Below are 24,499 nucleotides of genomic sequence, written 5' to 3'. Positions count from 1 at the left end.
TTAGTTTGAATTACTGAATCATCTCATTGATTTTGCTAACGCGATCATTTCCTCTTTAGTTAATTCTCCGCTGTCCATTTCAATGAAAGTATCATTTTGTACCCATCGTAGATATCCTCCTGGTATATGGTTAGCCCATGGTTCAAATCGCCCTTCGATTCCATTAATGTTCATTTTCTCTCCATGTTCATTAAATTTAAAATCCTCGACTATAGTTATTGTTGTACTTGATCGTTTACGAACATCGACGTTAGTGACAACTCGGTTTACTTTATATCCACCCGCCTTATGTTCTTCAATTCCAAACAAATATTTCTGTCCTGATTCATCAAAAAAATGAAGTCTAACTTTTGAAACGGGTGGACTAATAACAAACGGGTATGGCTCCTTAATTTCTAATTTATAGTTTTCAACCAAGTAAGACGGCGTAAAGAGTTTGAAATCCGCAACAGTTTGCAGCTTGTCCAAATCCATATTTGAAAAAGCTTGCGTAGGTTTAGCTGATGCGATGAGTAGGTCATTGTTGATTCCAACAGAAAGCATAAAGATAAAAACTAATAAAACAATCCGTTTAGACAAGGGCATTTCCTCCATTTTTTTAGTAATATTATGCCATTGTTTAATTCAACTATTCTTCCCTTTAGTTTAAACACAAAAAATCCCAGAGTCGGTTACTCTGAGATTTCCGCCATTATTCAAGTGGTCTAACTCTCTCCTGCGTCATCATCTACTCTGAGGTATACTGATCCAAACATAGGAATCATCAATTGTTTAGTCTTATCGTTAATTTGATTTAATTGGCGGGCTATTTCAGATTCGTTAAAAACCGTCTGTTTCTCTGCCCATGCAAAAGTTCCGTGTTCTGTAGATATCTGACCTATAAATCTGAATTTATCCGGATCTAAGTGTATATAAGAATTCAGAATTCAGTAAGGTAGAGTTGTCCATATCGGGCTTCACAACCTATGTCCTTTACAGAACATGATAGATTATTGTAATTCGATTCCATATAAATGGTAAATTGTACAAATAGATCTATTCCCTTTTTTTGTGGTAGTATCGCTAATGTTGTGTACATAACAAAAATATTATAGAGGTATACTAAATTGCAGAAAATACCACACGTTGAATTAATGATGAAGAAAAAATATTCTAAAATCATCATCGTTGTTGTCGTTCTCTTGATCATTGCTTCAACTTTTATTTTAATTGAAAGCTTATACACTAAGAAAGAAGTTGAGGTTAATTCGAATTATTATACTGGTTTTGTTGCGAGAGTACAGAAATTGGATGATACACTTTCTAAAACCAGTGAGATAGAGACTGATAATGAAGTTGAGCAAATGTTTGATGTCTATACTTCCATTATTTTAGTGAATGACCAATTAACTCTCTTAAAAGAAAATACTAAAACTTTTCCTGAACTAAATGTTCTCATCAATGACTTTTTAATATTTAGGGGGGAATATGGTTATCTTGTAAGAGATCAATTAAAAGGTAATCGTGCAGATTCTGAAGTACGCATGAAAGTGATCAAACAGGTCAAATTATTCCTGAATAACTTGCCAAAAGAATACGAAAATTCGAAGGAATTTGCGGATAAGTTTAATGCGGCAGCTGAGCATATTAAACCGTTACTACATCTTAATTTCTAACTATATTAAATTACGGTGTAATTTTATCGATTACTTATTTGAGCTGCAGTTGCGGCTCTTTTTCTGTATTTCAAGAAATAACTAACCTGCACTTAGCTTAATAAAAAGAGCAGGATACCGAAGTATCTGCTCATTAATGTGTATTATTCCACTATCGTTCCCATAGTTTAAAGAAGCATCGTTAATTCACACTTTATTCGCTTTCTACATAAAGCATCGATTTCTGTTTTAAAATCAATAAATGATAGCTAAATCAGTTCCTGCTTCCGCTTCAAATACCCGTACAACACTATTCCAGATGCCGCACAGATTACAGCGCATAGGCCGATGAATCCGTACCCTGCTTGAAGTCCGCGCAATAACCCCAGCTGAGTGGTTGGGCCATATGCATTCTTCACGCCTTCAATTACCCAACCAATTACATAGTTACCGATGACACTACCAATCCCCATCAAGGTAACTGTGAACGTAATCGCAGTGTCACTGCCGTTCGGATATCTGCGTGCGATAAATGCCATGACTGTTGGATAGATCATCGCAATACCCGCTCCCGATACGGCAAAGAAGAATGCCAGCCCCTCTCCGCCTGCAATGGCGACAAACGTACATACCGCCGAGAAAGCAGAGAACAGAATCAACGACAATACGAATCCGATCCGGTCCGTAAGCGGCCCTAGCAGCAGGCGTCCCAACGAGAAGCTGAGGAAGAACGCAGATAGCAGCCCAGATGCTTTTACCGTGTCCCACGTGTAGGCTTTCTCCAGAAAGTTAACAAGCCAACCCCCAACCGCCAGTTCAGATACCACGCCAAAAGAAAGAATGAGCACCATCAGCCAGATGGCTGGATCACGTGTTAACGTCTTCAGTGAAGTCCGATCTTCATGAGGAAGATCATCCCCCGGAAATTTGCTGCGCAGCGCCGCAATAATCGGCAGCAGACAGAGCGACAACATCACCAGATACATACCGCGCCAGTCTAGTTCGTGACCAAACACGTGCAACGACATCACACCTGTCGCCAGCAAAGGTGCTACCGTTGAACTCAACCCATAGAAGAAATGGGAAAGGTTCATCATCGTCCCTGTGTTTTTCACAAAAATCCGCGCCCCCAGAATCGCCAGCGCAATCTCCAGCATGCCGTTTCCGATGTACATGAAGAAGTATGATGAAGCAAAGAGTGGATATGTATGAGATACGTAAATGAACACACCCGAGAGTATCATTGATGCAAACGAAATGATGCTAACTGCCTTAATGCCCCATTTGCGAACTAGGATGGCGGTGAAGGAGCAGGCGATCAGGTACCCCAGTGCATTCAGGGACAATAACGTCCCGAGCTGTTTCTCATCCAGATTGAAGTCGAATTGAATTCGCGGAATGGCTGGTCCCTTAATATTTTCAGATATACCAAATACGATAAATCCCAGAAAAATCGTTGCCAGTTGCATGGCGTAAAGCTTGTTGAACTTTTTCTTGTTTCCTTCTGTACCTGCTTGCTGATTCAAAATAAGTTCCTCCATTGTGTCTATATAAGTTGAACCTAAAGGTGATTAACACGGACACTACGATGACAGAGCAACCTTCCAACCGCTGTTATCCCCAGATTTTTTCGATTTCTTTTTCTCAAAGTGAAAATCCGGGGATAAGCGTATGCTTCCGATGTAGCTTTCCTTCAGAAAGCCTTTAGGCGACCGCTTCGCTTTTTCAGGTTTTTTCTGTCCTCTCCGTTACCTGTTTAATGAAATAGTCCATTTTATATAAAAGGGTTACTACAATTTATTCGATCAGATGAGAGATCATCCTTCGATCAATGTTCAGTTCCTCTACCACTGCTTCTCAATGACCTGAATGCGGTAGGTCAGGCTCTCCAGCGTCACCGCGACCAGCCCCGTAACATATTCGCGCCGTGTGTCTCTTTGGATGATTAACTCCGGCATATGCTCCAATGGAATCATTCGATCCAGACAACCTTTCGTCAGTCCATCCCTCATAGCCGGGTCCATCGTATCGCCTGTAACCACAATCGTAGCCGGGTTAATGATCGCGATGATGGATACAAGCGTTTGTACGACGAGTTCCTGCAAACCCTCTGTCGTTTTCAACATTCGCAATTGCTCTTCCCGTGACACGCCAAACGGTAGAAAAGATACCTCGCCCCCAAATTGCGTGTTCCCGGTAAGCGGACGACCGTCAATGATAAAACCTGCACCCGGAAAATGATTCTCCGGAAACGTAACTACCGCGAAATTCTTCTCTTCTTCAAATTGTTGCTGGTTGTACAGTCCGTACACCGTGAGATTCATGTCGTTGCCAATGACCACTTCCACATCATCATACTGCTCTTTGAGCCTTGGCCCAAGCGGTTGACCCGCCAGCTCCGGTACATCGCAAATCCCAATCACGCCGTTGTGTGCCACCCCAGGTATGCCGATACCAATCGCCTGCACATTGTGATGTTGTTCAATCAGGTTTGCAATTAGATCCTCTACCACCGTTACATTAATCTCTTCCAAAATGAGCGTCTGTTCGTCCGCCATCTCTCCGTTCAGATTGGCATATGTATGTGTGATTGAGTGAATGCCGCCCTCTGTTCGAATAATCAGGCAAAGTACGCTGGCGTAGTCCGCATTGAATTGATACCGACTGGCAGGTCTCCCCCCACTCGATTCATCCACACCAAGATCGATAATCTCACCAGTTTGGAGTAATTCGTTCAGAATTGTGCCGCATGTCGCTACGCTGAGCTTGGTTAGGTTCGCAATCGAAGCCTTCGTGCCTACGCCCATTGATCGCAGTGTATTCTTCACCAGTTCAACGTTAATGCGCTTCACCTGCTGGGTGTTGTGTGATGTGGGTAACATGGTAAGTTATATGCCTCCTTTCGTTCATTTCGAACCATTCAATGAATGTTTTTAAAAGTATTTTAATAATTGAAGTGTAGGGGGATTTGGGAGGAAAGTCAATGCTTAATTGGGAACGAAAAACGTTTGGATGGAAAGACAAAAAGACAGTTCAAGATCATCTTATATGATCCTGCGCTGTCCTTTTAGTTAAGGTGACTTTATGTAGACTGGCTCATTTGATTTGCCAAGATGCTCTTCTCCAGTCGGACTTTAAATAACTTTCGATTCAAATCCTGTTCCATGGAATGAAGGTGATACGCAGCCTGTTTCACGGTATCCATCTCAAGCACACCTGCTTGCTTTGCGATGATGTCCATGGCGTCTAGGATGAGTTTGTTGCATGTGACCAGTTGGTTAACGTAATCGTCTTCCTGTTCGATGAGTTGTGCGTACTGCGAAGCGAGATTTTCACTGTCGGTACTTGTCATGTCACCACTCCTTTGTTAAGGAGAGGGTAACATAAAAATGAACTTGAGTCGGTACGCTAAGACGTACCATTCACAAATCAAGTTAAGAGCAGCTTTAGAGAGTCGTAATCGAGGAGTTAAACAGTACTAACGCAATTGTGTATTGCAGTATCTGAACTTTAATCCTTGCATCTTCTAGTTCCTTTACTGCTATCTCATTTTGAAAATTCGCTCCATGTGCGATAGAATGTCGTTTTCTTAATAACTCATCTATAAATACTATCCACAATGAATCATCTCTTAAAAGTTGTCCATTTTTAATCAAGATTTGATAATCCAATAAATTAATTTTATATGGATAGCTTACAACTGCTTGCTTTATATAATCTTTTAAATCTGTTAAAAGCTCTTTCGTTTCAGAAATATTGTTTTCAAACACAACATCTAATTTTGAATTATGCAGTAACTTAAAAAAATCCTTGATACCAAAATTATTAAGAATAAGTTCAATTACACTCGGTGATGGATTTTTATTTCTGTCAAATAGAAAAGGTTCGACAGTAAGACGAGCATTTAATTTGGAAAACTCCTCAAGTAACTTACCCTGAATCCTATTATCGATGCCTCCACTATCATTTATAGTCGACAAGAACAAACTGCAGTAGGTTTTTTGAATTCGTTTTGGAAAGTCCGAGAAAGTACAATACTGGTTTAAGTCTCTTATTAATGTTGATGCCGCTTCTTTCATAAAACCTTCAAGATGAGCAACTAACAGAACTACCGCCGATCTACAAAGAACATTTTTTACATCAACATTACTTTGTAATTTAATTTGTTCTATTAATATATCTATTTCAGACCATCGTTCCTCTAATTCTTCAATAAAAAGGGAAGCGAAAGTACTAACCTCCGCTCCATCATTAATTGTGGTATGTTCCGCGGAAGTCATTTTAGTAACTCCTTAACTGCAGAGCGATTTAATCAACTAAATAGCATGTTGTATCTTAATATAAATAAGATCTACCTTCGTATAATAACAAAAAAACGACAAAATAATACATTTTTTAGACTTTTTGACCTATTTAAGTTTTTACGTATCAAGGTTAAGATTAACATCGGCAAATGCGCATTTGCAATTATTGTAAATATAGGAGGGAATATGTTGAAGAAAATAATATCTATACTTTTAGGATGTTCTTTACTTATGTCAGTAGCTCCTGTTACTAACGCTACAGAATTAAATTCCACCAGTACAAAGCTCAATGAATTAATTACCGAGGGTTTAACTGAGTCTGAGGCCTCTAAAGTATTACAATATGAAAAAATTAAAAGTCAACTTGCTGAAACTGGACAAGTCCTGGATCTGAATGGAAATGATCAAATTATTGTTACAACAGATCCTAGTATCAGAAGCCTGACTTCAACTAAAGCAGAAGCAGTTGGACTTCAAGAAGAAGATATTTCTTTCTTACAAGAAGATTACGAAGAAAAGAAAGAATTAAACGTTCTGACTCATGAAGAACGTATGAAAGAGTTTGAAGAGTATAGAGAAAAGAATCCAACAGTTACCAATGATAGACTGGAATTTGAAGATGGCTCTTGGATTGAATTCACAGTAACTCAAGAGAGAATTGACGAGATTACTGAGGATAATGTAAACGTATATACTTTGCCTAACCAAAAAGAGATGACAAGTAAAAACTGGCCTTCGGATGGTAATTTCAGTGCCACAGCTGAATTGAAGCAATTTGATGGTACAACTTTTTCAAAGATCTATGTTACTCAGATCACTAAAGTCAGTAACGGACAAAAACACGTTGAATTCACTGGAGAAGCATGCGGAAGAGCAGCAGTTGGTATTTCTGAAGTAGGTGATTGCACTTTACAGGGACAAATTACTGAAACCGATTACTATAAAAAACCAGAGATTTGGACCCAAAATGAGGCTAAAGCTTCCTTTAAGCTGACAGCTTCGCATAGTGTATCTTTGGCTGGAGTATACTCCTTCACAGTCAATCAGAACAGTACTTGGGAACAATATGCAAGCATTCGTTGTTCTTTGATTGGTTCGCACTATTATGCTGGTATTTATGGAGTAGGTATTTAAATAATCAATAATAAGTTATACGACAACGAATATTGTCGTATAACTTATTACTTTGTAAGTGGGGTTACTTATGATCAAATCTAAACATATTTTTTACAGTTGTATTATCCTATCTATTATTATATGTTTTGCTATTCTAATTTTGAAACCTCATAATAAAATAGAGGTAATTTTGGCGACAGATAGTATTAAAGAGTGGCCATACAGTAACCTAAATTACTATCCAGTAAAAGATGAAATTGCAATGAAACCTTTATCCATTGCAATTATTGACACTGGTACTGATAAAACGAGTCCTTGTTTGAAGAATATGGATATAGAAGAAATTAAAATAACTGGATCAGAAGATAATGATAGTAAACATGGTACGTTGATTACCTCAGCATTTTGCACAAGTAAATTTTTAGACACCCCATCATTAGATGGAAAATTGCTAAGAGACCATTTGAAAATGTATTCAATTGATGTTGGAACAGACAAAAAAATAGAAATTGAATCTTTAAATAAGGGAATATCCGTTGCACTAGAAAACAACGTTGATATCATTAATCTGAGTATAGGTACCTATAAGAACAATGCAAAACTAAATAATTTAATTAATGAAGCCCTTAATAGAGGCATATTGGTTATCACATCCGCAGGTAACGATATGACACGCCAAAAATTATATCCATCGGCATATGAAGGAGTTATCACAGTTGCGGCGATTGACCAAAAAAATAACTATGTACAAACAAATAATTTTAATAGTGACATAACTTTGAGTGCCCCAGGGATTGATATTCCCACATCTTTAATGGACGAACATGGTAAAAATCAGATTATATCTGGTACATCCGCCTCAAGTATTTTAGTATCAAGCTTGGTAGTACTCCTGAAAACAATTGATCCTAAAATAGATGAAAAAAAGCTTAACGAAATTTTCAAACAAACTTCAATCGATTTAGGCACAAAAGGAAGAGATGATCACTATGGATTTGGACTCATCGATTTTCAAAGTATAATTAAATATGTCAATCAAGCCAACTAACTGTTATATTTTTTAAAATAATAAATAAAATAAAAATGCTTCTTAACATTAAAGTCTAGGGAGGATGAAGAATGACCAAGTTACGTTTTACTATAATCATAAGCCTAATAGCTCTGGTCTCTGTATTGCTTATTTCGTGTAATGAGAAAAAAGAAGTATCTCTCGATGACTTGATTGAGACTATGAAAGAATCAAGCCTAAACATTGAAACAGATGAAACTGAAGTCGCTTCAACCCACTATGCATACAATCCGGAAAAAAAGATGTTTTATTTAGGCTTAGAATTCAACAATAACGAAATTCCTTCCAATGAGCAACAAAAGGCTATTTATGAAAAATTTCTTTCTAAAGCTTCTGAGGTTACAAATACAGGCGATTGGAAAAAAGCCTTAGAACTATATAACGTAACATTTGAGCAACTATTACCGAACAATGAGAAAAAAACACTCGCCATAAAGAAAGAAAATTCTGACATAATTGAACTTTTAAATTCGAAATAAGACTATCTAATTTTAAAACAAGGAGCACATGTTTAAGTGCTCCTTGTTCATTACCTCTATATCTTCCCATATACAACATAATTCATCACGCCACTCTCGCATAGAGCTTCAAATTCCTTCACTAATTATTGATTGAATCTAATAATGTCACTTTTGCCCAAATGAATAGTATGTATTTCAATGTCTTCATCCATATTGATCCTGTCCTAGTGGATTATTTTAAATAAACATACGAAATAAGCACTAGATCTTCTATAAGCCGAGATCTAGTTTACCCTCTCCTCATTTGACACACCACTCAAAAAGGCTTATCCTAATAACGAACCGCCCATTCACTATTAAGGAGTCGTTCCCGATGGTGCAAGCCAAGAAAGACGAAGTCAGGAAAGAGATTGAATACGCGGCGCTCAAGGTCTTTTTTGAAAAAGGCTATGTGGATGCCAAGATGAGCGATATCGCGGATGAAATTAATATTTCCGTGGGCAATATCTATACTTATTTTAAGAATAAGAAAGAACTATTCTACGCCGTCGTGCCACCGGATCTGGTGGATTATCTGAAGAATGTGCTGGTGGAGACGATTCACTTTGATAACCAGACTCTTTTCGAGGAAACGGATAGCGAGCGAAAGTCGGCACTGTTACAGGAACAGGTTGATGTGTTACGGAAATATCGGAATCAAATCGTGATCATCTTTGAAAAGAATAAAGGCACCATCTACACCAACGCCAAGAATGAACTTGTTGAGCTAATGATCGAAACCAAGAAGGCCTATCTCAAGAATCAATATAAACGGTATGAGATTGGCACCGAGGAGAATTTGATCTTACTGAACATCCTCGCGCACAACGTGATCGACATGAACCTGGATCTATTGAAGCGGGATATGAGTGAGGACAGCCGGAAGCAAATATTCGAAGCCTTGTATGTATACAGACTGTACGGTATGAAAAGTCTCAACGAATAACGCTATATCTCATCACTTATGTCAGATAGACAAAGCGTGCAGATCAGATCAACTTCACTTGGTTTGCACGCAAAAAAACTTCATCATATATCAGCCAATTTTTTTAACCTAAAAATGAATTATTTATTCATTATTGAAACAGGTATCTTCGTTACCCTAACTACTCGCTTCACCTACATCCAAAGGAGGAACACATATGAACACCGCTTACGCATTGAAAAACGTCAATCTGATCCACGGCGACTCAAGCCGCAATCTGCAAAGAAACATGACCATTCTTGTCAATGAACAAGGACTTATTCAGAATATAAGCCAAGATAACGAACTGCTTATCCCTAGTCACTACACAACAATCGACCTCTCAGGAAAATACGTAATGCCTGGACTGATCAACGCCCACGTGCACCTCTTTGCAGACGGTAAACCGTTCAGTCTCTCGGTTAGTGAAGGCATGTTGCAGTTTGCCTATGATCGAATATTGAACACCAAGTTTGGCAGAAACGTTTTGAAAAAACGCATGAAACGCAACGCGCTGACCGCACTCCATGCGGGTGTGACGACGATGCGCAGTGTGGGGGAATTCTTTTACACGGACGTCCAGCTGCGGGATGAGATTAACAACGGTGACTTTGTCGGCCCCAATCTGCTAGTCTCCGGGTTTTTCCTAAGTGTAACGGGCGGACACGGTGCTCCATTCCTGGCTCTGGTTGGCGACTCCCCGTGGGAAGCACGAAGAAATGTACGGATCAATGTGAAACACGGTGTGGATCTGATCAAAATCTGTGTGACTGGTGGCGTGACGGATGCGAAGATGGTGGGCGAAGCTGGACGTTTACAGATGACGGTGGACGAAGTTGCGGCGATCTGCGATGAAGCGCATAAGATTGGCTTGCGGGTGGCAGCGCATGTGGAAAGCACCGAAGGCGTACGGGTTGCGTTACAAGGTGGGGTCGATACCATTGAGCACGGTTCGGAGATGGACGACGAAATCATTCGTTTGTACAAAAATAATCCCAATGCCCTGAATGGCTGCACCGCACTCATCCCCACCCTGCAAGCCGCTTATCCCTCCGCTTCACTTGATACCAGCGTAACGAAGGTAAGTGCAACGGTAAAAGAGAACTCCAGACTCGTCTATGATTCCATGCTCAAAGGTGTAAAACAAGCGATCGAAAACGACATCACCATCGGGATAGGCACCGATGCCGCCATGCCTTACGTGACTCACTATGATATGTGGAGAGAGTTGGACCATTACATGAGACAGGCCAACCTGAACATCAAACAGGTCATCGACATGGTGACTCGAACCAATGCGAAGATCCTCGGTGTTGACGATATTACAGGGACGATGGATATCGGAAAACATGCCGATCTGATTATTATGGAGCAAAATCCCCTGGAACATATCGAGGCCTTGTCAGACATCTCTATTGTCATGGTTAAAGGAAATCTAATTCAAACACCATCTGTCACAAGAATCAAAGAAGTCGACGATGTTCTAAACTCAGTTTGGTGAATTCAGGAGTGAAATCTTGCTTGATAAATTGATTAATTGTTTATCCATCTTCATGACGTTGAATATCATGAACGAAATTGCTCTGATTGGCGGTATTCTGACGCTTTATACGGGGTTAAACATCTTGTAGATTACGAAGATCAAAGTGTTGAACCTGCTCCCTGCCTTATTTATCCCGATCTTTTTACTGTAGCTTCAGGATACTGAGATCTTTCCGTAAACATAACAAACAGGCTGCTCCATCCTTTAGAGGAATTGTGGGACAGCCTGTTCAATAACTTGCGTATGACAGAAAGCTTCTATCGATTTTAAATCGACGATACCAAGTACAACCTAGGTTGCTGCAGATTCGGACTCTCTCTTTTTGGTAAAGGAAAGAAACAATACTGCGGAGACCACAATCCATATCCCAAAAAAGATATAAATGGAACCGAATACTTGAGTGCTTGCCCCTTTTGCATCCAATGTGGTTCCAAGAATCGACGTTCCAATCGCACCAGCGATAAAGCTGCACATCATATAGACACCCATACCAACACCCGCCTCATGCCTCGGCAAAGTTCTGGATACGGTATTCGCAAGAGCAATCTGGGCAAATGTCAGCCCTGTATTCGCAGCGATAAGAACAAACAGCACTACACCATACGAACCACCTGTAAAAAGGTACAATAGCGTATAGGCAATGAATTGCAGTCCAAAAGCCCACGAAAACAGATAACGATTCCCTTTTTTATCCGTAATGCGCCCGCCCAAGAGTCCAAATAATGCGGCAAACAAGGCTCCAGGCGACATCACCAACCCGATCTGTAATGCAGACAACTGATTGAGACTGGTTAACATCTGGGGGATCAGATAAGGCACACACAAATTCAAAGTCAACACCATGGATCCAATGAGAAGTCCGCGAGAGTAGCGTTTGTTTTTAAACAAATCAAGAGATATAAACGGTGCTGACGATCTTCTCATCCTTATCCAGAACAGTACGAGCGTCACTAACATCAGCAGCAACAAGAGCAAGCTTTGTCTTGTAATCGCAAGCATTAACAGTGTAATAACGCCAGCCAGCAATAGCCCCCCTGGAAGATCTGCCTGTCCTCTTACACCCTTGTCATTACCCAGATATTTTCGAAAGAACGGTAATGTAACAAGTACCAAAATGGAAATCGCGAAGAGAAAACGCCAGCTTGCCATACTAAGAACGAACCCGGCAATGATTGGACCAATCGCTGTCCCAAGAGCCATACCAGCCGAAGTAATCCCCAATGCTCTGCCACGATTCTCTTCAGCCACATAACGAATTGGAATCAACATGGAAGAGGCCGGGATAACGGACGCTCCTATCGATTGTAGAATTCGAGCCACAATGATGAACAAATAACTGTCCGCCAGTACTCCGATTAATGACCCCATTGCAAAGCAGCATAATCCAAATGTAATCAAATTTTTCAGCTTGAACATATCAGCCAGCTTGCCATACGTTACCGACCCTATGGCGTATATAATGATATATGCGGTTACCACCCAGCTAACCTGGGAAGAGGTCAATCCGAATTCTGTTCTAAGATCAGGCAGTGCCACATTAAACATCGTGGAATTCATCACGGAAATAACCATCGCAAAGGCTAAAATCCAAATTAATTTATACGATTGTGATTGTTGTGTAAGGTTTGTTTTTTTATCCATCATGTACTTAATTGCGATGCAACGGTGATTGGGCAACCACTTTCAGATCCAGTGTATTCATATTAGCCATAACACGGTCCATCCGTAGCGGGCCAGGTTCATTCGGGAAAATAAAATGTTCATAAGGCTCTCCCAATATGCGGAAGAATGGCTCAAACAAACCGCACTCCAGCATTCCAACAAAGCGGGTATACGGTGCATCGAGACGATAGGCATGGGTAGTACCTTCCGGCACGTGGAGGAAGTCTCCTTCATGAAGCTGAATTTCTTCTCCATTCGCCCACATGGTCATCTGGCCTTGTACACAATAAAAAGTTTCCACATGATTCTCGTGATAATGCTCTACAATAGGTTCACCCTTCGGTCCTTCTGTAGATACAAAAATGTAGGCGCCATCTGTATTTTTCTGAGACGCAAGAATGCGATGCAATTGATCTCCCGTTAAGAGACGATCCCCTTCCCCACTCTCCAATACATAAGGAACGACTCCGCCGTGCACTACTCCTGTCTCAACAAGCTGGGAAGCACCCCACTGTAACTCTCCATCCTCAAAACAAATATCAGCTACCTCGGAGGCTCGGATCAAATCCTCTTGCGTCCATTCGTGTAGGGGCTGCGGTGGGTAATCCTTGAAAGAATAGGCCAAACCGATGACAGGAAAGATAGACGTGATATTCCCAGGTAATGAATAGGAAACCATACGATTTCGATGACCTGCAAACCGATAGGCATGCCTTGTCCCTGGCGGTATATGTGCATAGTCTCCAGAAGTTAGAAGATGATATTGCCCGTCGATTACCAACTCAACTCTTCCCTCCAGAACCATTAAAGATTCGTAGCTACTGTTATGAAAATGGAGGGGAAACACCTCTCCCTTACTCCCGGCGATGGTGAACATTTCGAACTGTCCTCCTGTACTGTCAGCATCTGCCATGACCGTAACTACCTGTTTACCGAACGTATAACTCGTGCCCTCTCCTTTACGAAGTAAATAAGGCTTTCTTGTCTGAGGCAATGTACTCAATAATGTTGATGTCACTTGATTCTCTCCTCCATTCCTTTATTCATGTTCATTTTAAGGACTTCACCCTATATAAAAAATGGTCTAGGGCGACCAGCCTATGGGCAAATGCGACATCTGATTGATTGAAGTCACTCGCTTAATCCATTAAAATTAAATAATAAAAAATTGAAGAGGGAGGGGCCTCCTGTTTATGAATTTTAACGATTCAACCTATTACATGGAGCACCCTTTCCATGACACTCCCATTTCCATGCATCCGGTAGAAATACGAAATAACCAATGTCAGAAGCATGCGCATTCATTTTATGAATTGTCTTATGTGACGTCAGGTCAAGGAACACTCTCGATCGATGACAGCTGTATCCCAATCACTCGTGGAGACCTGTTGTTCATTCCTACAGATACGAGACATGTGTTCCAGACCACATTGAATCAGTCTGTCACGCTCATGAATTGCCTTGTGGAGAAGCACATATTATCGGGGCCTCAAGCCATCGGTGACCGCATGATCTATGATGATATTGATGAGCTCACTCAACCATTTCGTACTCTGGGGAACGGCTTCAAAGTAACGGAGAACAAGAAAGAATTCGGGAAGATCATGTACTCTTTACACCTTGAACTTCAATGTAAGGAATCCGGTTATCGTTACCGACTGTATCTTCATCTGATGGACTTGCTAACTCGCATACGGCATGCCGAGCCAAGTGATCTTCAGTCTGCACAAGGAGATCTGATCGACCACATTCAACTTGCAGTGAACTATATATCCAGTCATTATAATGAATCCGCCATTCTTACTCGTTTGTGTGAACGATTTGCCATAAGCCCTCGCCATTTCCAAAGAACATTCAAGCAGGTTACCGGGCTCACCCTGACACAGATGATACAAAATAAACGTATACAACGAAGTTGTGAACTGTTATCCGAAACCGATTGGAGTGTGCAAACCATTGCCAGAGAGGTTGGAATACAGGATATGAAGTACTTTTATCGGATATTTAAAGAAAAATGCGGAATGACCCCTAAAGAGTTCAGGCAGCCTCAAGGGTCGTGATTCACATGCGATGTGTGATAGTGTGCATATATTTTCTATTCAAATAAGAAGGCCACAAAAACCGTTACAGAAATGATGTACGGGTTTTGTGGTTATTTTTATTTTATCAAGCGATGAAGAAACGACTTTATATAAAGCTGTACATGCCCAACCTGAGACTGAGAACAAATTCAATCTGGCGTTCGATTTGAATCAATAACGAGTCAAGTAAGATAGAGTTATGAGTTCATGAACAATAATCACTTCAAAACATTGAACCAGAGGGGACATATCCTATGAACAAAATCAAAAAAACAGGTTTGTGGCTCGGCATTACGACTCTAACGCTATCACTCGTAGTTCTTTATTTTCCAACATGGACACCAAAAATAAAAGGTTTAAACCCTATTCATGTATTGGAACAGGTTAAAATCAATGGTACGAGACATGAAATCATGATCAGAGGGGAGGATCTGGAAAACCCAGTTATCCTTTATTTACATGGTGGACCGGGTGCATCTGAACTTCCGTACGCCAAAAAGTACCAGGATTTATTAGAATCTCAGTTTACGATTGTGAACTATGATCAGAGAGCAAGCGGAAAATCCTATCATTTTTTCGAGGACTATTCCAATCTCTCAACTGACTTGTTGGTAGAGGATGCATTGGCCGTCACGGATTATATTACTCAACGCCTGGGGAAGAAAGTGATATTAATTGGCCATTCATACGGAACCTACATAGGAACACTTGCTGCACAGCGAGCACCCGAAAAATATGAAGCTTACATTGGGATCGGGCAGATGGCAGATACACAACAGAGCGAGATGGACGGATGGAATTACGTTATGGAGCAAGCCCAGTTGGCTGGTAATCATGAAGACGTAGACCAGTTGGAGCAGGTCTATGAACCGATCAAACAAGGACAGGCGTTTACACCGCGAGATATTGTTGAACGGTACGGAGGCGCTTCAAGGTTGATGGACAGCCCTGACACCAGCTTCCTGGGAATGACGTTCAGCAATGAATACAATATGCTTGATACCATTCGCTATAATAAAGGAATCATGTATTCGCAAGAAATATTAATAAGTGAGGCTATGAGCCGTCCTTTGCCATCATTGATTACAAAGCTTGATCTACCCTTTTATTTTGTCATGGGAGATTACGACTTTATGACTTCATCCCATGCCGCCAAGGTGTTTTTTGACCAGATTGAAGGAAATCAAAAGGAATTCATTGCCTATAAGAACTCGGCTCACTACCCACATTATGAAGAGAAGCAAAGATTCTTTGATTGGATGGTAGATACCTTTATCAAGCAGATGCAAAATTACTAAAATGCGAATCGAGGCTGACTTCAACGAAGTTAATATAGGTGATAAAATTGAAAGTTGGACGAGACAAGTACATAATCATTTATTTGAAATATATGAGTTAACTATAAAATAAACAAAGGCCATCCCTTTCAGGATGACCTTTGCTTTATTTCATTAAATATTGTGTTTTTACACGTGAAGCGCCAACAGCAGCTTATAGATCATTGCTGCGGCTTCCGCACGGGTCGTCATATTCCCTGCACGAACCGTATTGTCCGTATATCCGTTCACAATTTTGGCCTGAACGGCTGTATTGAGTGCATCTTGTGCCCAAGCCGGAGTTTGCAACTCGTCAGTGAAGCTTGGTTTTACAGCATCATTGCTCGTTCCCGACTGTGCATCTGCACTTAACTTCAATGCATTCGCCATCATCACAGCCATCTCGGCACGAGTGATCGTCTGATTAGGTTTGAACGTATTGTCTCCATAGCCCTTCACGATTCCGGCTTGCACGGCTGCGGCAATATCGCTCTTCGCCCAGTCTGGCAGACTGCCTTGATCTGCAAACGTCGTATCCGACTGCACGGACTTCAAAGCCAGTGCCTTACTGATTAACGTAACAAACTCTGCCCGTGTAATCTTCTTGGATGGTTGGAATGTACCATCTGTGTAACCCTGGATAACGTCCATGCCAATCAAACGATCTGCATAGTCGGATGCCCAGTGTCCGTTCAGATCGGACAGATTAGCAGCTGTGTAACTGGACACAACAAAGGTACCCAGATGATTCACATTAGCCGATATTGTTCCTGCTGCATTCGTCTTACCACCGATGAATACCCAGCTCTGACGGGCTTCATTATAATAGTAGATCGCTGGCTGTGTTCCTTGTGGCAGCTTGGAAGCATCATATTGCAGACTCAATGCTGCCTGATCGTTCAATGTCCGTCCTCCACTGCGAGTAATCTGTACTGCTTGGCCCAGTACGTTCAGCGAAGCTGCATTTTGCAATTGGTCCTGGGATACAACGGACAGCTGCAACGTATCTTTTTCCCCAATGGCTCCAGCCGGAGCGTTGAATTGCACGATGTCTTTCAGACCCGTTTGTACTGGCTGATTCGCTTCGACCTCTACCTTCACTTCAGTAGTAGAATCTGATCCCGTATCCGGGTTGGTTGGTGTGGTTGGAACTGTAGGCGTTGTTGGCACGCTTGGTGTGCTTCCACCGGAATTCCCTCCAGCGTTGCCTCCATCACTACCTGAACCCCCGCCGCCATTACCCGAACGGGCTTGTACGATAACCGTACGTGTGACTTCCTGTGCAGCATTGCCGGCAATATCTTTCACGTTATAACGAAGGGTATAGATCCCCGCCGCTTGTGTGTTCACTGTGCCGTCAATCTGCACGGAACCATTGATGCCCACATTATCGGTAGCCTGTGCTCCAGGCTCGTTATACATATCTCCCACGGTTAATGACATTTGGCTGTTGCCTTGCAGGGTGATGACAGGAATTTCGCGATCTATTTTGACCACCAATGGTAAAGTATAGGTTTCGTTCAAATCGTCTGTCGCTCTGAATAGCAGCTTATTTTCTCCCGACTCCGTTATCTCCAAAGGCGTATTCTCTGTATACGGTTCGTACGTCTGCCCTCCATCACGAGACAACTCAATGATTGCGGAAGTAGCAGGGGCGTATACTGCGCTGGTTACACTCACCGTTACGGACTGGTTTGTCCATGTATCCGTATGATACGGCTGGCCGTCAGCGGTGGTCATGTTACCTTTTAACACCAATGCCTGATTATTTGTTCCCTCCACAATGACAGTGAACGTTCTAGTATCCATTTCGCTGCCACGTTGTACCGTTGCCGTCAATTCCAGTCGCTCATTGTTCTCAGGCTGTGTAATAAGTTTCCCCTGTGCATCCATCAATTCCGGGTTGGAGCTGGACCAGCTAATCGTTGCTCCATGTTTTCCTTCAACAGGAAGGGTAAGGTCGGAAGTGACCGCGTTCAGATCGCCCAGATCAATCGCTTGAAGCGTATCCGTTACCGCCTGTGCATCACTGTAAGGTGTGGCATTCACGAAGATCGGGTTAGAGTAGAACCACAGGTCGCGATAGTTCTGATCATTGATCTCGTTGAACCGAGTCTCTGCATCCGCTGTTGTGATCTTCGGGTCAAGTTGCGGTTCACCATTTACGGTCTCACCAGAAACGTTCATGCCCAGATTTGTACCGCGCAGGCGATAATATTTATCCTGGTCCGTTGCTTTGATCTTGTACGTGATGACATTGTAACCTTCCGAATCTGTTGTCCAATCGTTGGACGTAAAGGTTGCCAGTACTTTGGTGGAGTCGTTCGTGTCTTTGGAATATGCGGGTGTGCCCTTCTCAGCCTTGCCCATCACATCTCCAGCGATGAGATCTACGTGATCTACCACCGGTACTTGTCCAGCGGACGTGCCGCTGTTGATTGGTTTTTCATAGTTGTTGCTCGTGGTTGGACTCTTGAAACGGATTTTCAGTTCCACTTCGTCACCTTGGGTCACACCCAGGTCTCCGCCCATTTCAGCCTGAGTACCCGCGCCGGAAGCCGTGAAGTCCAGTGCGTTGATCAGATCACCGAATACGGAAAATGATTTCCCCGAACGCAGTCCTTCCAGCACGGCTTGCATCCCAGTACCATCAACCCACGAATAGGTCTTGGCATATTCGCCCGGAAAATAACCGCTGGAATTCGTGCCAATTGTCTTGAAATGGTAATCCGAATTACCATAGTTCCAGAAGTGACGCCCTTCTCCCAACAATGCATCCCACAAACCGCCCACCTTGGCGACCATATAGTCCACACCGCCGTATGTACGGTATTTGTATCCATCATCTGCGGTCGGATTGGCTACGTTGTAGCTCGTGTTATACCCGCCGCGATCCGGTTCCATCTGGTTGCCCAGCATACCTTCGATACCAAAAACAATTTGTGGAGCCAGATCGTTGAACTCACGGAAGTCCGCGATGGTATATTTGTTTTTGCCCCGTGAAGGGTGATTGATCATCGCATAACTCGTCGTTGGATACTTGGTTGCCAGCCAATTGATAGCAGCTAGTGCATCCTGATGGGTCGTATAGGCACGTCCTCCCGTCTGATTCCAATCCGCTACGTCAGCCGCATCAAATAGACTCGCATCCCGATTGGTAAAACGATACTCAAATTCGTTTGCAGCTTCCAGCGCTTCGGTCGAATTCGGCTCATCTGTGAGAATACCTACACCAACGTGTTCATGTGTCGGCATGTCCCATTCGAAACCGGAGAAGATCGTTTTGCCTGCATATTTGCCTGCTTCCTGAAATGCTTTGATCTGTGGCACCTGGTATTCATTCATCCCTTTGGACATCGGAATCGATCCACCTGGAATGTCTACTCCGTTCTGATCCCGCTTGGATAACCGCAAATGATCCGTAAGTGCGATCCAGTCCAGACCATACTTCGTCAGTCCTGCGTCGAGTACATTTTCTAGCGAAATTTTGCGCATCATCGGACTCAAACGTATGTACGTGCAAATCCCCCGTTTGCCATGAACCTGTTGCCGAGCTGTTGGTTGGTGTGTTATCTCCCGCATCCGCATAGGTTACCGCAGCAGGGAAAGCTCCCATGACAAGGCCCGTAGCCAGTGGTATAAGCGTAAGCATAGCGAGCATTTTCTTTCCTTTATTGTTGAACAAAATCATCCCACCACCGTTCTGAGTTGTTGTGTCGGGAGTAAATATAAGAAACTTTGAGGGCAGGGTCAACGCAATGAAAGCGCCTATTAAAAATTTGACATATCCCTGCATCACTTTATATTTCGTTAACGATTTCTTTTGCTGTATCTACGAAGATTATGCTCTATCATCCTCCATATTGAGGTGCTGGAATGGACTAGAGAGAGGTTGCAAGAGGGTGAAGAAAAATTCAGATTTTGTTCACCATTCAGGAAAGTTCCACCACAGCTAGTGGAGCATTAGGAAGAGAATTAGCAGAACAGAGGTGCTGAAGAGGTATAAATGAAGGACTTTGTAAATATTTGAGGACGGAGCATCTGCCTAATATAAAAAAAGAACCCACGAATGCACAGACGCAATGCGCCCTGAATCCGTAGGTACTCTGGGTTTGACTGGGTTTTGATTTAGCTTTTACATGTTTACTTTTGTGAAGGGTAAGTTAACGGGTTGTGAAATGTGGTCACGAGTCGGCTGGCCCTTACTCTATTAGATCATTTTACATTTTTTTCGTACCCACAGTTGCATAACGAGCACTTGCTATCTAATTCTTATCATCTCGGCTTGTTATATGTTTTGCTGCCTCCGGCCTCCAGAGACCAACTCACCTCGAACCGCTTGCTTTTGATAACTGCTCTCATACTCTTGCGAGAAGCCTCTGACATTCCCCTCTCAGAGATTTTTACGTCCTCCAGTTTTGGGAACTGAGTCAGCAAAAAGCTCCAATCCTCTGTATGTACCCCTTCGATTATTAAACTTCGAAGCTCCGGCAACTCCAATAAGTGAATATTCCTAATTGGGTTATGGTCCAATATAAGCTTCCTCAACTCCCTGATTTGATTGAGGGGAAGAATGTCTTCGATCTGGTTATGATCTGCCCTGATCCACTGTAAATGTTGGAAGATTTTTAACGGAGATAAATCAACCAGTTTGTTATTTTCTATGTGAATGGAATCCAATTTTGATAGATGCTTAAGTTCATTCAATTTAGAAATGCTAGTCAATCCATTATCGTTGATACATAATGTTTCTACATTCTCTGGAAGGTACTTCAGCTCGTCTAGATCAAAATCCGGAGTATCACGAATGCTAAAGCTTTTCAGATTTTTGGCATACTGGATTCCGTCCAGATAGTAAACGCTTCCTTTTTCATGATAACGAAATATATTCCTTAATTGAAGAAGATTAATATCCGTCAGATCCTCCTTGAAAATTTGAAGCTCTGCCCGAATACTGCGTTCCAGAATTTCATCCTCGAAGAGAACTTTCGTTCCTTTTAGCCCGTTTACTTTGTGGGATACCTCTGCGAAATACTCTTGTCTAGCACTCTCACGTTCGGAATACTCATACATGTACCATTGCCATTCAAAATATATGGGTGGGATATAAGTGGGCCTTATCCATTGAATAGTCTCGTTATCAAGTATTTTCCCAATCAGAAATTGGTCATCTTCCTGAAGTAATATGTGATCATCATGACGAAAAACATTTCCTAATTCGACCATGCTTCTTGCGCTTTCATATGGAACCTGCTGTCGGTCCGCAAGGGCAGCATAGTATTGATCATATGCTTTCAGACGTTCTTTTCTCATCTCCTCTGTGTTTTCCGTATCCCATACCTCAATGAATTGAAAGGTCTTCAACTTATTCTCTTCCACCACTTTTTTAAATGTGTCTGTCGCAAAAAATCTTAGATGGTGGTGTTGGGGTAAACAGAACAAATGCGCATCCACTTCAATTCTCTCTGGTAGGATGTGTATGTATTCCGAGAAAAAACCATAACCCATTCTTCGTTCAACTGGATTGGTCATATCGATGAAATCCTGTATCCGATTCACCTTTACGGCGAACATGTCGTGCTCCTCATGAATCAGAGGCAGGAACTCGACGTCCTTGCCGATCAAAGGAGTCAACACTTCTTTTGCTTTTTTCGAAAACACTAAAAAAGTAATAGAATATTTAATACAATCACTCTTGTTACCTTTTCGTTTAGTCACGAATACCGGTGGCTCCCAATGTTTGCTATTTCCCTCAAAATAAGCATCCATTCGTTCATCATCTTGCTCAAACGACTCCAGTTCAATACGCATAGACTTTTCTGCTGGAACAAGCATCCAAATTTTAATAATCATCCACTCCGAAAGTAAATTGTAGTATTCCCATCTTCTATATCGGTCCCTCCTCGTTTAATCCATAGCTCGATCACTTTACTTACAACAACTCAAGTCCATTGAACTGACGAAGCATAGTGGTGAAACGTTCCAGTTCCTCTTCATTCCATCCCGATATGCGTTCATAAAAAGTTGACTCCTTCTCCTTGAGCGCACTCACCGTCGATTGTTGACCAAGCTCCGTCAAAGACAACAAAACGCCGCGTCGATCTTCGGGGTCCGGCTCCTTGCTTACATACCCTGCCTTCTCAAGTTGTTTAATCAAACGACTTACCGAACTGCGGTCCATAGCCGTCGCTTCTGCCAAAGCTGCGGCGCTTGTAGGACCGTAAGAGTACAACCACCGCACCAGATGAAAAGCAGCAGGCTGCAAGGTCGCATCGAAACGCTCGGCAGATCGAACATTGAGCGCATGCGAAGCACTAATTAGCGCATGGATCTGCTCACCTAGTGCCAGTTCCAGAGTTTCTCTATCTTTGGTTTTAACCGGATTTTTACTCATTATTGTTGTTTCCCTCTCCTCGATACATCAAAGTAGGCTTATGAATATATAGTTGACAAATATCAATTAAATTATATAGTTGATTTATGTCCATTATATAATTCGATCCTATTCGTGTCAAAAGGAGACCTCATTATGAGAACAACACAACCCATTATTGTAATTACCGGAGCAACAAGTGGACTGGGGCAGCTTGCCGCCATTGAACTTGCCAAACGCGGTGCACATCTTGTACTCACAGCCAGAAGCGAAGAACGCGCCGAGACCACCAGAAACAAAATCAGGGAAATTGAGCCATCCGCCAAGATCAATTTTTTCTTTGGAGATTTGTCCTTACTGAGCGATGTAAAACGTATAGGGCTTGAAATCGCAGCCGCTTATCCGCGTATCGATGTACTTTTGAATAATGCGGGTCTTCATGCTTTTGAACAAAGAGTCACTTCCGAAGGGTTTGCCGAGATGATCGCCGTGAACTATTTGGCACCTTGGCTGCTAACGCACACATTGCATTCTTCCCTGATTCGGGCAGGCCACGCTCGAGTCGTCAATGTTGCATCTGAAGCCTCGCGGAATCATGGCACACTGGTGCTGCCCGATGACTTAACGGATACCGATCCCTTTACTGCACGCGGCTCCTCCGCCATCTATGGCAAAACCAAACTGCTGAATATTATGTTTACTAGCGAACTTGCCCGTCACTGGGATGGAACTGGAATCCGAGTGAATGCTTTGAATCCAGGTTTTAATGTTACGGGTCTCGGACGAGAGTTGTGGTTTGCGAGTGTGCTTGAGCACATTCTAACGTTTTTGCATATCGGCGACCCACGGCGGGGTGCGAACATCATGACTCGTTTGGCAGTGGAATCGGAATATAGTGAGGTTTCGGGAGGATATTTCAATGTTGGAAGCGGGGCATCCATTACTCCTGTGTATCCGGGCGGAGATGCTGGAATGCAAAACAAGCTGTGGAAGGTTACGACACAATTACTGGAGCAACGTGGTCTGTTGAACTAATCAAAAACAGAAAAAAGCCTTCCAGATAACTATCTGAAAGACTTCCACCTCTTGCCGATTCAAAATCAACCAAACCGACCACTAATATAGTCCTGTGTACGCGAATCAACGGGCTCGGCGAACATATCTTGGGTCGCAGAGTATTCCACGACCTCGCCATTCAGGAAGAACACCGTCTGCTGGGAGACCCGAGCTGCTTGCTGCATATTGTGTGTGACCATCACGATGGTATAACGTTCCTTCAACTCATGAGCCAACTCCTCGATCTTGAAGGTCGAGACGGGATCAAGCGATGCCGTAGCCTCATCCATAAGAAGAATGTCCGGCTCCACTGCCAATGCACGTGCGATGCAGAGGCGCTGCTGTTGTCCTCCGGATAAACTTAACGCGGAACGCTTCAAGTTGTCCTTTACTTCATCCCACAGGACAGCAGAGCGCAGGCTCTGTTCCACGATTTCGTCCAGCTTCTTTTTGCTGTGAATGCCGTGTTGTCGTGGACCGAAGGCCACATTATCGTAGATGGATTTCGGAAAGGGATTCGGTTGCTGAAAAACCATACCGATCTTCTTTCGAATAGTTTCCACATGAACTTCACCACTGTAGATGTCGGTTCCCCCTACGGCCACTTTACCTTCAATCCGTGTGCCAGGTATCCGGTCATTCATGCGGTTGAGGGTTCGCAGCAGCGTCGATTTGCCACAACCGGACGGTCCGATAAAAGCGGTAATGGCCCGTTCCGGAATTTCAATGGAAACATCCTTTAGCGCCTGAAACTGACCGTAATATAAATTCAATTTGTTGATCTCAATGATTGACCGCACAATAGTTCCTCCCGGTGTTGAATTTGAATGTATTGCTGGAAGTTGAACTAAACATATTTACACTTGCCACTCCGATGACAG

General features: G+C 42.5%; 20 protein-coding genes. 9 read left to right on the top strand and 11 right to left on the bottom strand.

What is annotated here, in order from left to right:
- Positions 1-18: 18 nt before the first annotated feature.
- Positions 19-579 (bottom strand): DUF4367 domain-containing protein, encoded by a 561-nt coding sequence (locus tag BLV50_RS20255; protein WP_177031229.1) that lies wholly within the window; start codon positions 577-579, stop codon positions 19-21.
- A 557-nt stretch (positions 580-1,136) separates the two neighbouring features.
- Between BLV50_RS20255 and BLV50_RS20250 the strand changes: the two genes are divergently transcribed.
- Positions 1,137-1,655 carry a hypothetical protein gene (locus tag BLV50_RS20250; RefSeq protein ID WP_218135415.1) on the top strand — a complete coding sequence of 173 codons (519 nt, stop codon included), beginning with the start codon at positions 1,137-1,139 and terminating at the stop codon, positions 1,653-1,655.
- A gap of 248 nt (positions 1,656-1,903) precedes the next feature.
- On the opposite strand, the gene BLV50_RS20245 is transcribed toward BLV50_RS20250, so the two are convergent.
- From BLV50_RS20245 to BLV50_RS20230, 4 genes are all read right to left on the bottom strand, one after another.
- Positions 1,904-3,103 carry an MFS transporter gene (locus BLV50_RS20245; RefSeq protein WP_090810011.1) on the bottom strand — a complete coding sequence of 400 codons (1,200 nt, stop codon included), beginning with the start codon at positions 3,101-3,103 and terminating at the stop codon, positions 1,904-1,906.
- 375 nt (positions 3,104-3,478) lie between these two features.
- The gene (locus BLV50_RS20240; protein WP_090809659.1) at positions 3,479-4,516 is read right to left on the bottom strand and encodes an ROK family protein; all 1,038 of its coding nucleotides are present in this window, start codon (positions 4,514-4,516) and stop codon (positions 3,479-3,481) included.
- Positions 4,517-4,716: 200 nt separating this feature from the next.
- Positions 4,717-4,986 carry a hypothetical protein gene (locus BLV50_RS20235; RefSeq protein WP_090809657.1) on the bottom strand — a complete coding sequence of 90 codons (270 nt, stop codon included), beginning with the start codon at positions 4,984-4,986 and terminating at the stop codon, positions 4,717-4,719.
- A 94-nt stretch (positions 4,987-5,080) separates the two neighbouring features.
- Complete coding sequence (locus BLV50_RS20230) at positions 5,081-5,914, bottom strand: MAE_28990/MAE_18760 family HEPN-like nuclease (RefSeq protein WP_090809655.1); 834 nt, start codon at positions 5,912-5,914, stop codon at positions 5,081-5,083.
- Between the two features lie 213 nt (positions 5,915-6,127).
- Here BLV50_RS20230 and BLV50_RS20225 point away from each other — a divergent pair, with 213 nt between their 5' ends.
- From BLV50_RS20225 to BLV50_RS20205, 5 genes are all read left to right on the top strand, one after another.
- Positions 6,128-7,072, top strand: a complete 945-nt coding sequence (locus BLV50_RS20225; protein ID WP_218135414.1) for a hypothetical protein — start codon at positions 6,128-6,130, stop codon at positions 7,070-7,072.
- 70 nt (positions 7,073-7,142) lie between these two features.
- Positions 7,143-8,102, top strand: coding sequence for a S8 family peptidase (locus BLV50_RS20220; RefSeq protein WP_090809651.1), 960 nt, complete (start codon positions 7,143-7,145; stop codon positions 8,100-8,102).
- A 71-nt stretch (positions 8,103-8,173) separates the two neighbouring features.
- Positions 8,174-8,602, top strand: coding sequence for a hypothetical protein (locus tag BLV50_RS20215; protein ID WP_090809649.1), 429 nt, complete (start codon positions 8,174-8,176; stop codon positions 8,600-8,602).
- 355 nt (positions 8,603-8,957) lie between these two features.
- Positions 8,958-9,569, top strand: a complete 612-nt coding sequence (locus tag BLV50_RS20210) for a TetR/AcrR family transcriptional regulator (protein WP_090809647.1) — start codon at positions 8,958-8,960, stop codon at positions 9,567-9,569.
- Between the two features lie 196 nt (positions 9,570-9,765).
- Positions 9,766-11,088, top strand: a complete 1,323-nt coding sequence (locus BLV50_RS20205) for an amidohydrolase family protein (protein ID WP_090809644.1) — start codon at positions 9,766-9,768, stop codon at positions 11,086-11,088.
- Between the two features lie 333 nt (positions 11,089-11,421).
- Here the strand turns inward: BLV50_RS20205 and BLV50_RS20200 are convergent, their stop codons facing one another.
- Both BLV50_RS20200 and BLV50_RS20195 read right to left on the bottom strand, forming a co-directional pair.
- The gene (locus BLV50_RS20200) at positions 11,422-12,771 is read right to left on the bottom strand and encodes an MFS transporter (protein ID WP_090810007.1); all 1,350 of its coding nucleotides are present in this window, start codon (positions 12,769-12,771) and stop codon (positions 11,422-11,424) included.
- Positions 12,772-12,778: 7 nt separating this feature from the next.
- A complete protein-coding gene (locus BLV50_RS20195; protein WP_090809641.1) occupies positions 12,779-13,810 on the bottom strand; it encodes a quercetin 2,3-dioxygenase in 1,032 nt (343 codons plus the stop codon).
- A 175-nt stretch (positions 13,811-13,985) separates the two neighbouring features.
- Between BLV50_RS20195 and BLV50_RS20190 the strand changes: the two genes are divergently transcribed.
- Both BLV50_RS20190 and BLV50_RS20185 read left to right on the top strand, forming a co-directional pair.
- Positions 13,986-14,852: a helix-turn-helix domain-containing protein gene (locus BLV50_RS20190; protein ID WP_090809639.1), complete on the top strand. Its 867-nt coding sequence runs from the start codon at positions 13,986-13,988 to the stop codon at positions 14,850-14,852.
- 275 nt (positions 14,853-15,127) lie between these two features.
- A complete protein-coding gene (locus BLV50_RS20185; protein WP_090809637.1) occupies positions 15,128-16,171 on the top strand; it encodes an alpha/beta fold hydrolase in 1,044 nt (347 codons plus the stop codon).
- Positions 16,172-16,339: 168 nt separating this feature from the next.
- On the opposite strand, the gene BLV50_RS32515 is transcribed toward BLV50_RS20185, so the two are convergent.
- The 3 genes from BLV50_RS32515 to BLV50_RS20160 all read right to left on the bottom strand — a co-directional run bounded on the left by BLV50_RS32515 (position 16,340) and on the right by BLV50_RS20160 (position 22,583).
- Positions 16,340-19,771 (bottom strand): S-layer homology domain-containing protein, encoded by a 3,432-nt coding sequence (locus tag BLV50_RS32515; protein WP_143038137.1) that lies wholly within the window; start codon positions 19,769-19,771, stop codon positions 16,340-16,342.
- A gap of 693 nt (positions 19,772-20,464) precedes the next feature.
- Entirely contained in the window at positions 20,465-22,042 is a 1,578-nt protein-coding gene (locus tag BLV50_RS20165) for a leucine-rich repeat domain-containing protein (protein WP_090809635.1), read from the bottom strand.
- 79 nt (positions 22,043-22,121) lie between these two features.
- Positions 22,122-22,583 (bottom strand): MarR family winged helix-turn-helix transcriptional regulator, encoded by a 462-nt coding sequence (locus BLV50_RS20160; RefSeq protein ID WP_090809633.1) that lies wholly within the window; start codon positions 22,581-22,583, stop codon positions 22,122-22,124.
- 135 nt (positions 22,584-22,718) lie between these two features.
- Between BLV50_RS20160 and BLV50_RS20155 the strand changes: the two genes are divergently transcribed.
- Positions 22,719-23,597 carry an SDR family NAD(P)-dependent oxidoreductase gene (locus BLV50_RS20155; RefSeq protein ID WP_079697346.1) on the top strand — a complete coding sequence of 293 codons (879 nt, stop codon included), beginning with the start codon at positions 22,719-22,721 and terminating at the stop codon, positions 23,595-23,597.
- Between the two features lie 65 nt (positions 23,598-23,662).
- On the opposite strand, the gene pstB is transcribed toward BLV50_RS20155, so the two are convergent.
- Entirely contained in the window at positions 23,663-24,418 is a 756-nt protein-coding gene (gene pstB / locus BLV50_RS20150; RefSeq protein ID WP_090809631.1) for a phosphate ABC transporter ATP-binding protein PstB, read from the bottom strand.
- Positions 24,419-24,499: the final 81 nt, after the last annotated feature.

It is taken from the genome of Paenibacillus sp. 276b, from assembly GCF_900107875.1.
Classification (GTDB): Bacteria; Bacillota; Bacilli; order Paenibacillales; family Paenibacillaceae; genus Paenibacillus; species Paenibacillus marchantiae.
Note: the sequence above shows the minus strand (reverse complement) of the source record. Positions and strands in the feature narration are given on the sequence as shown.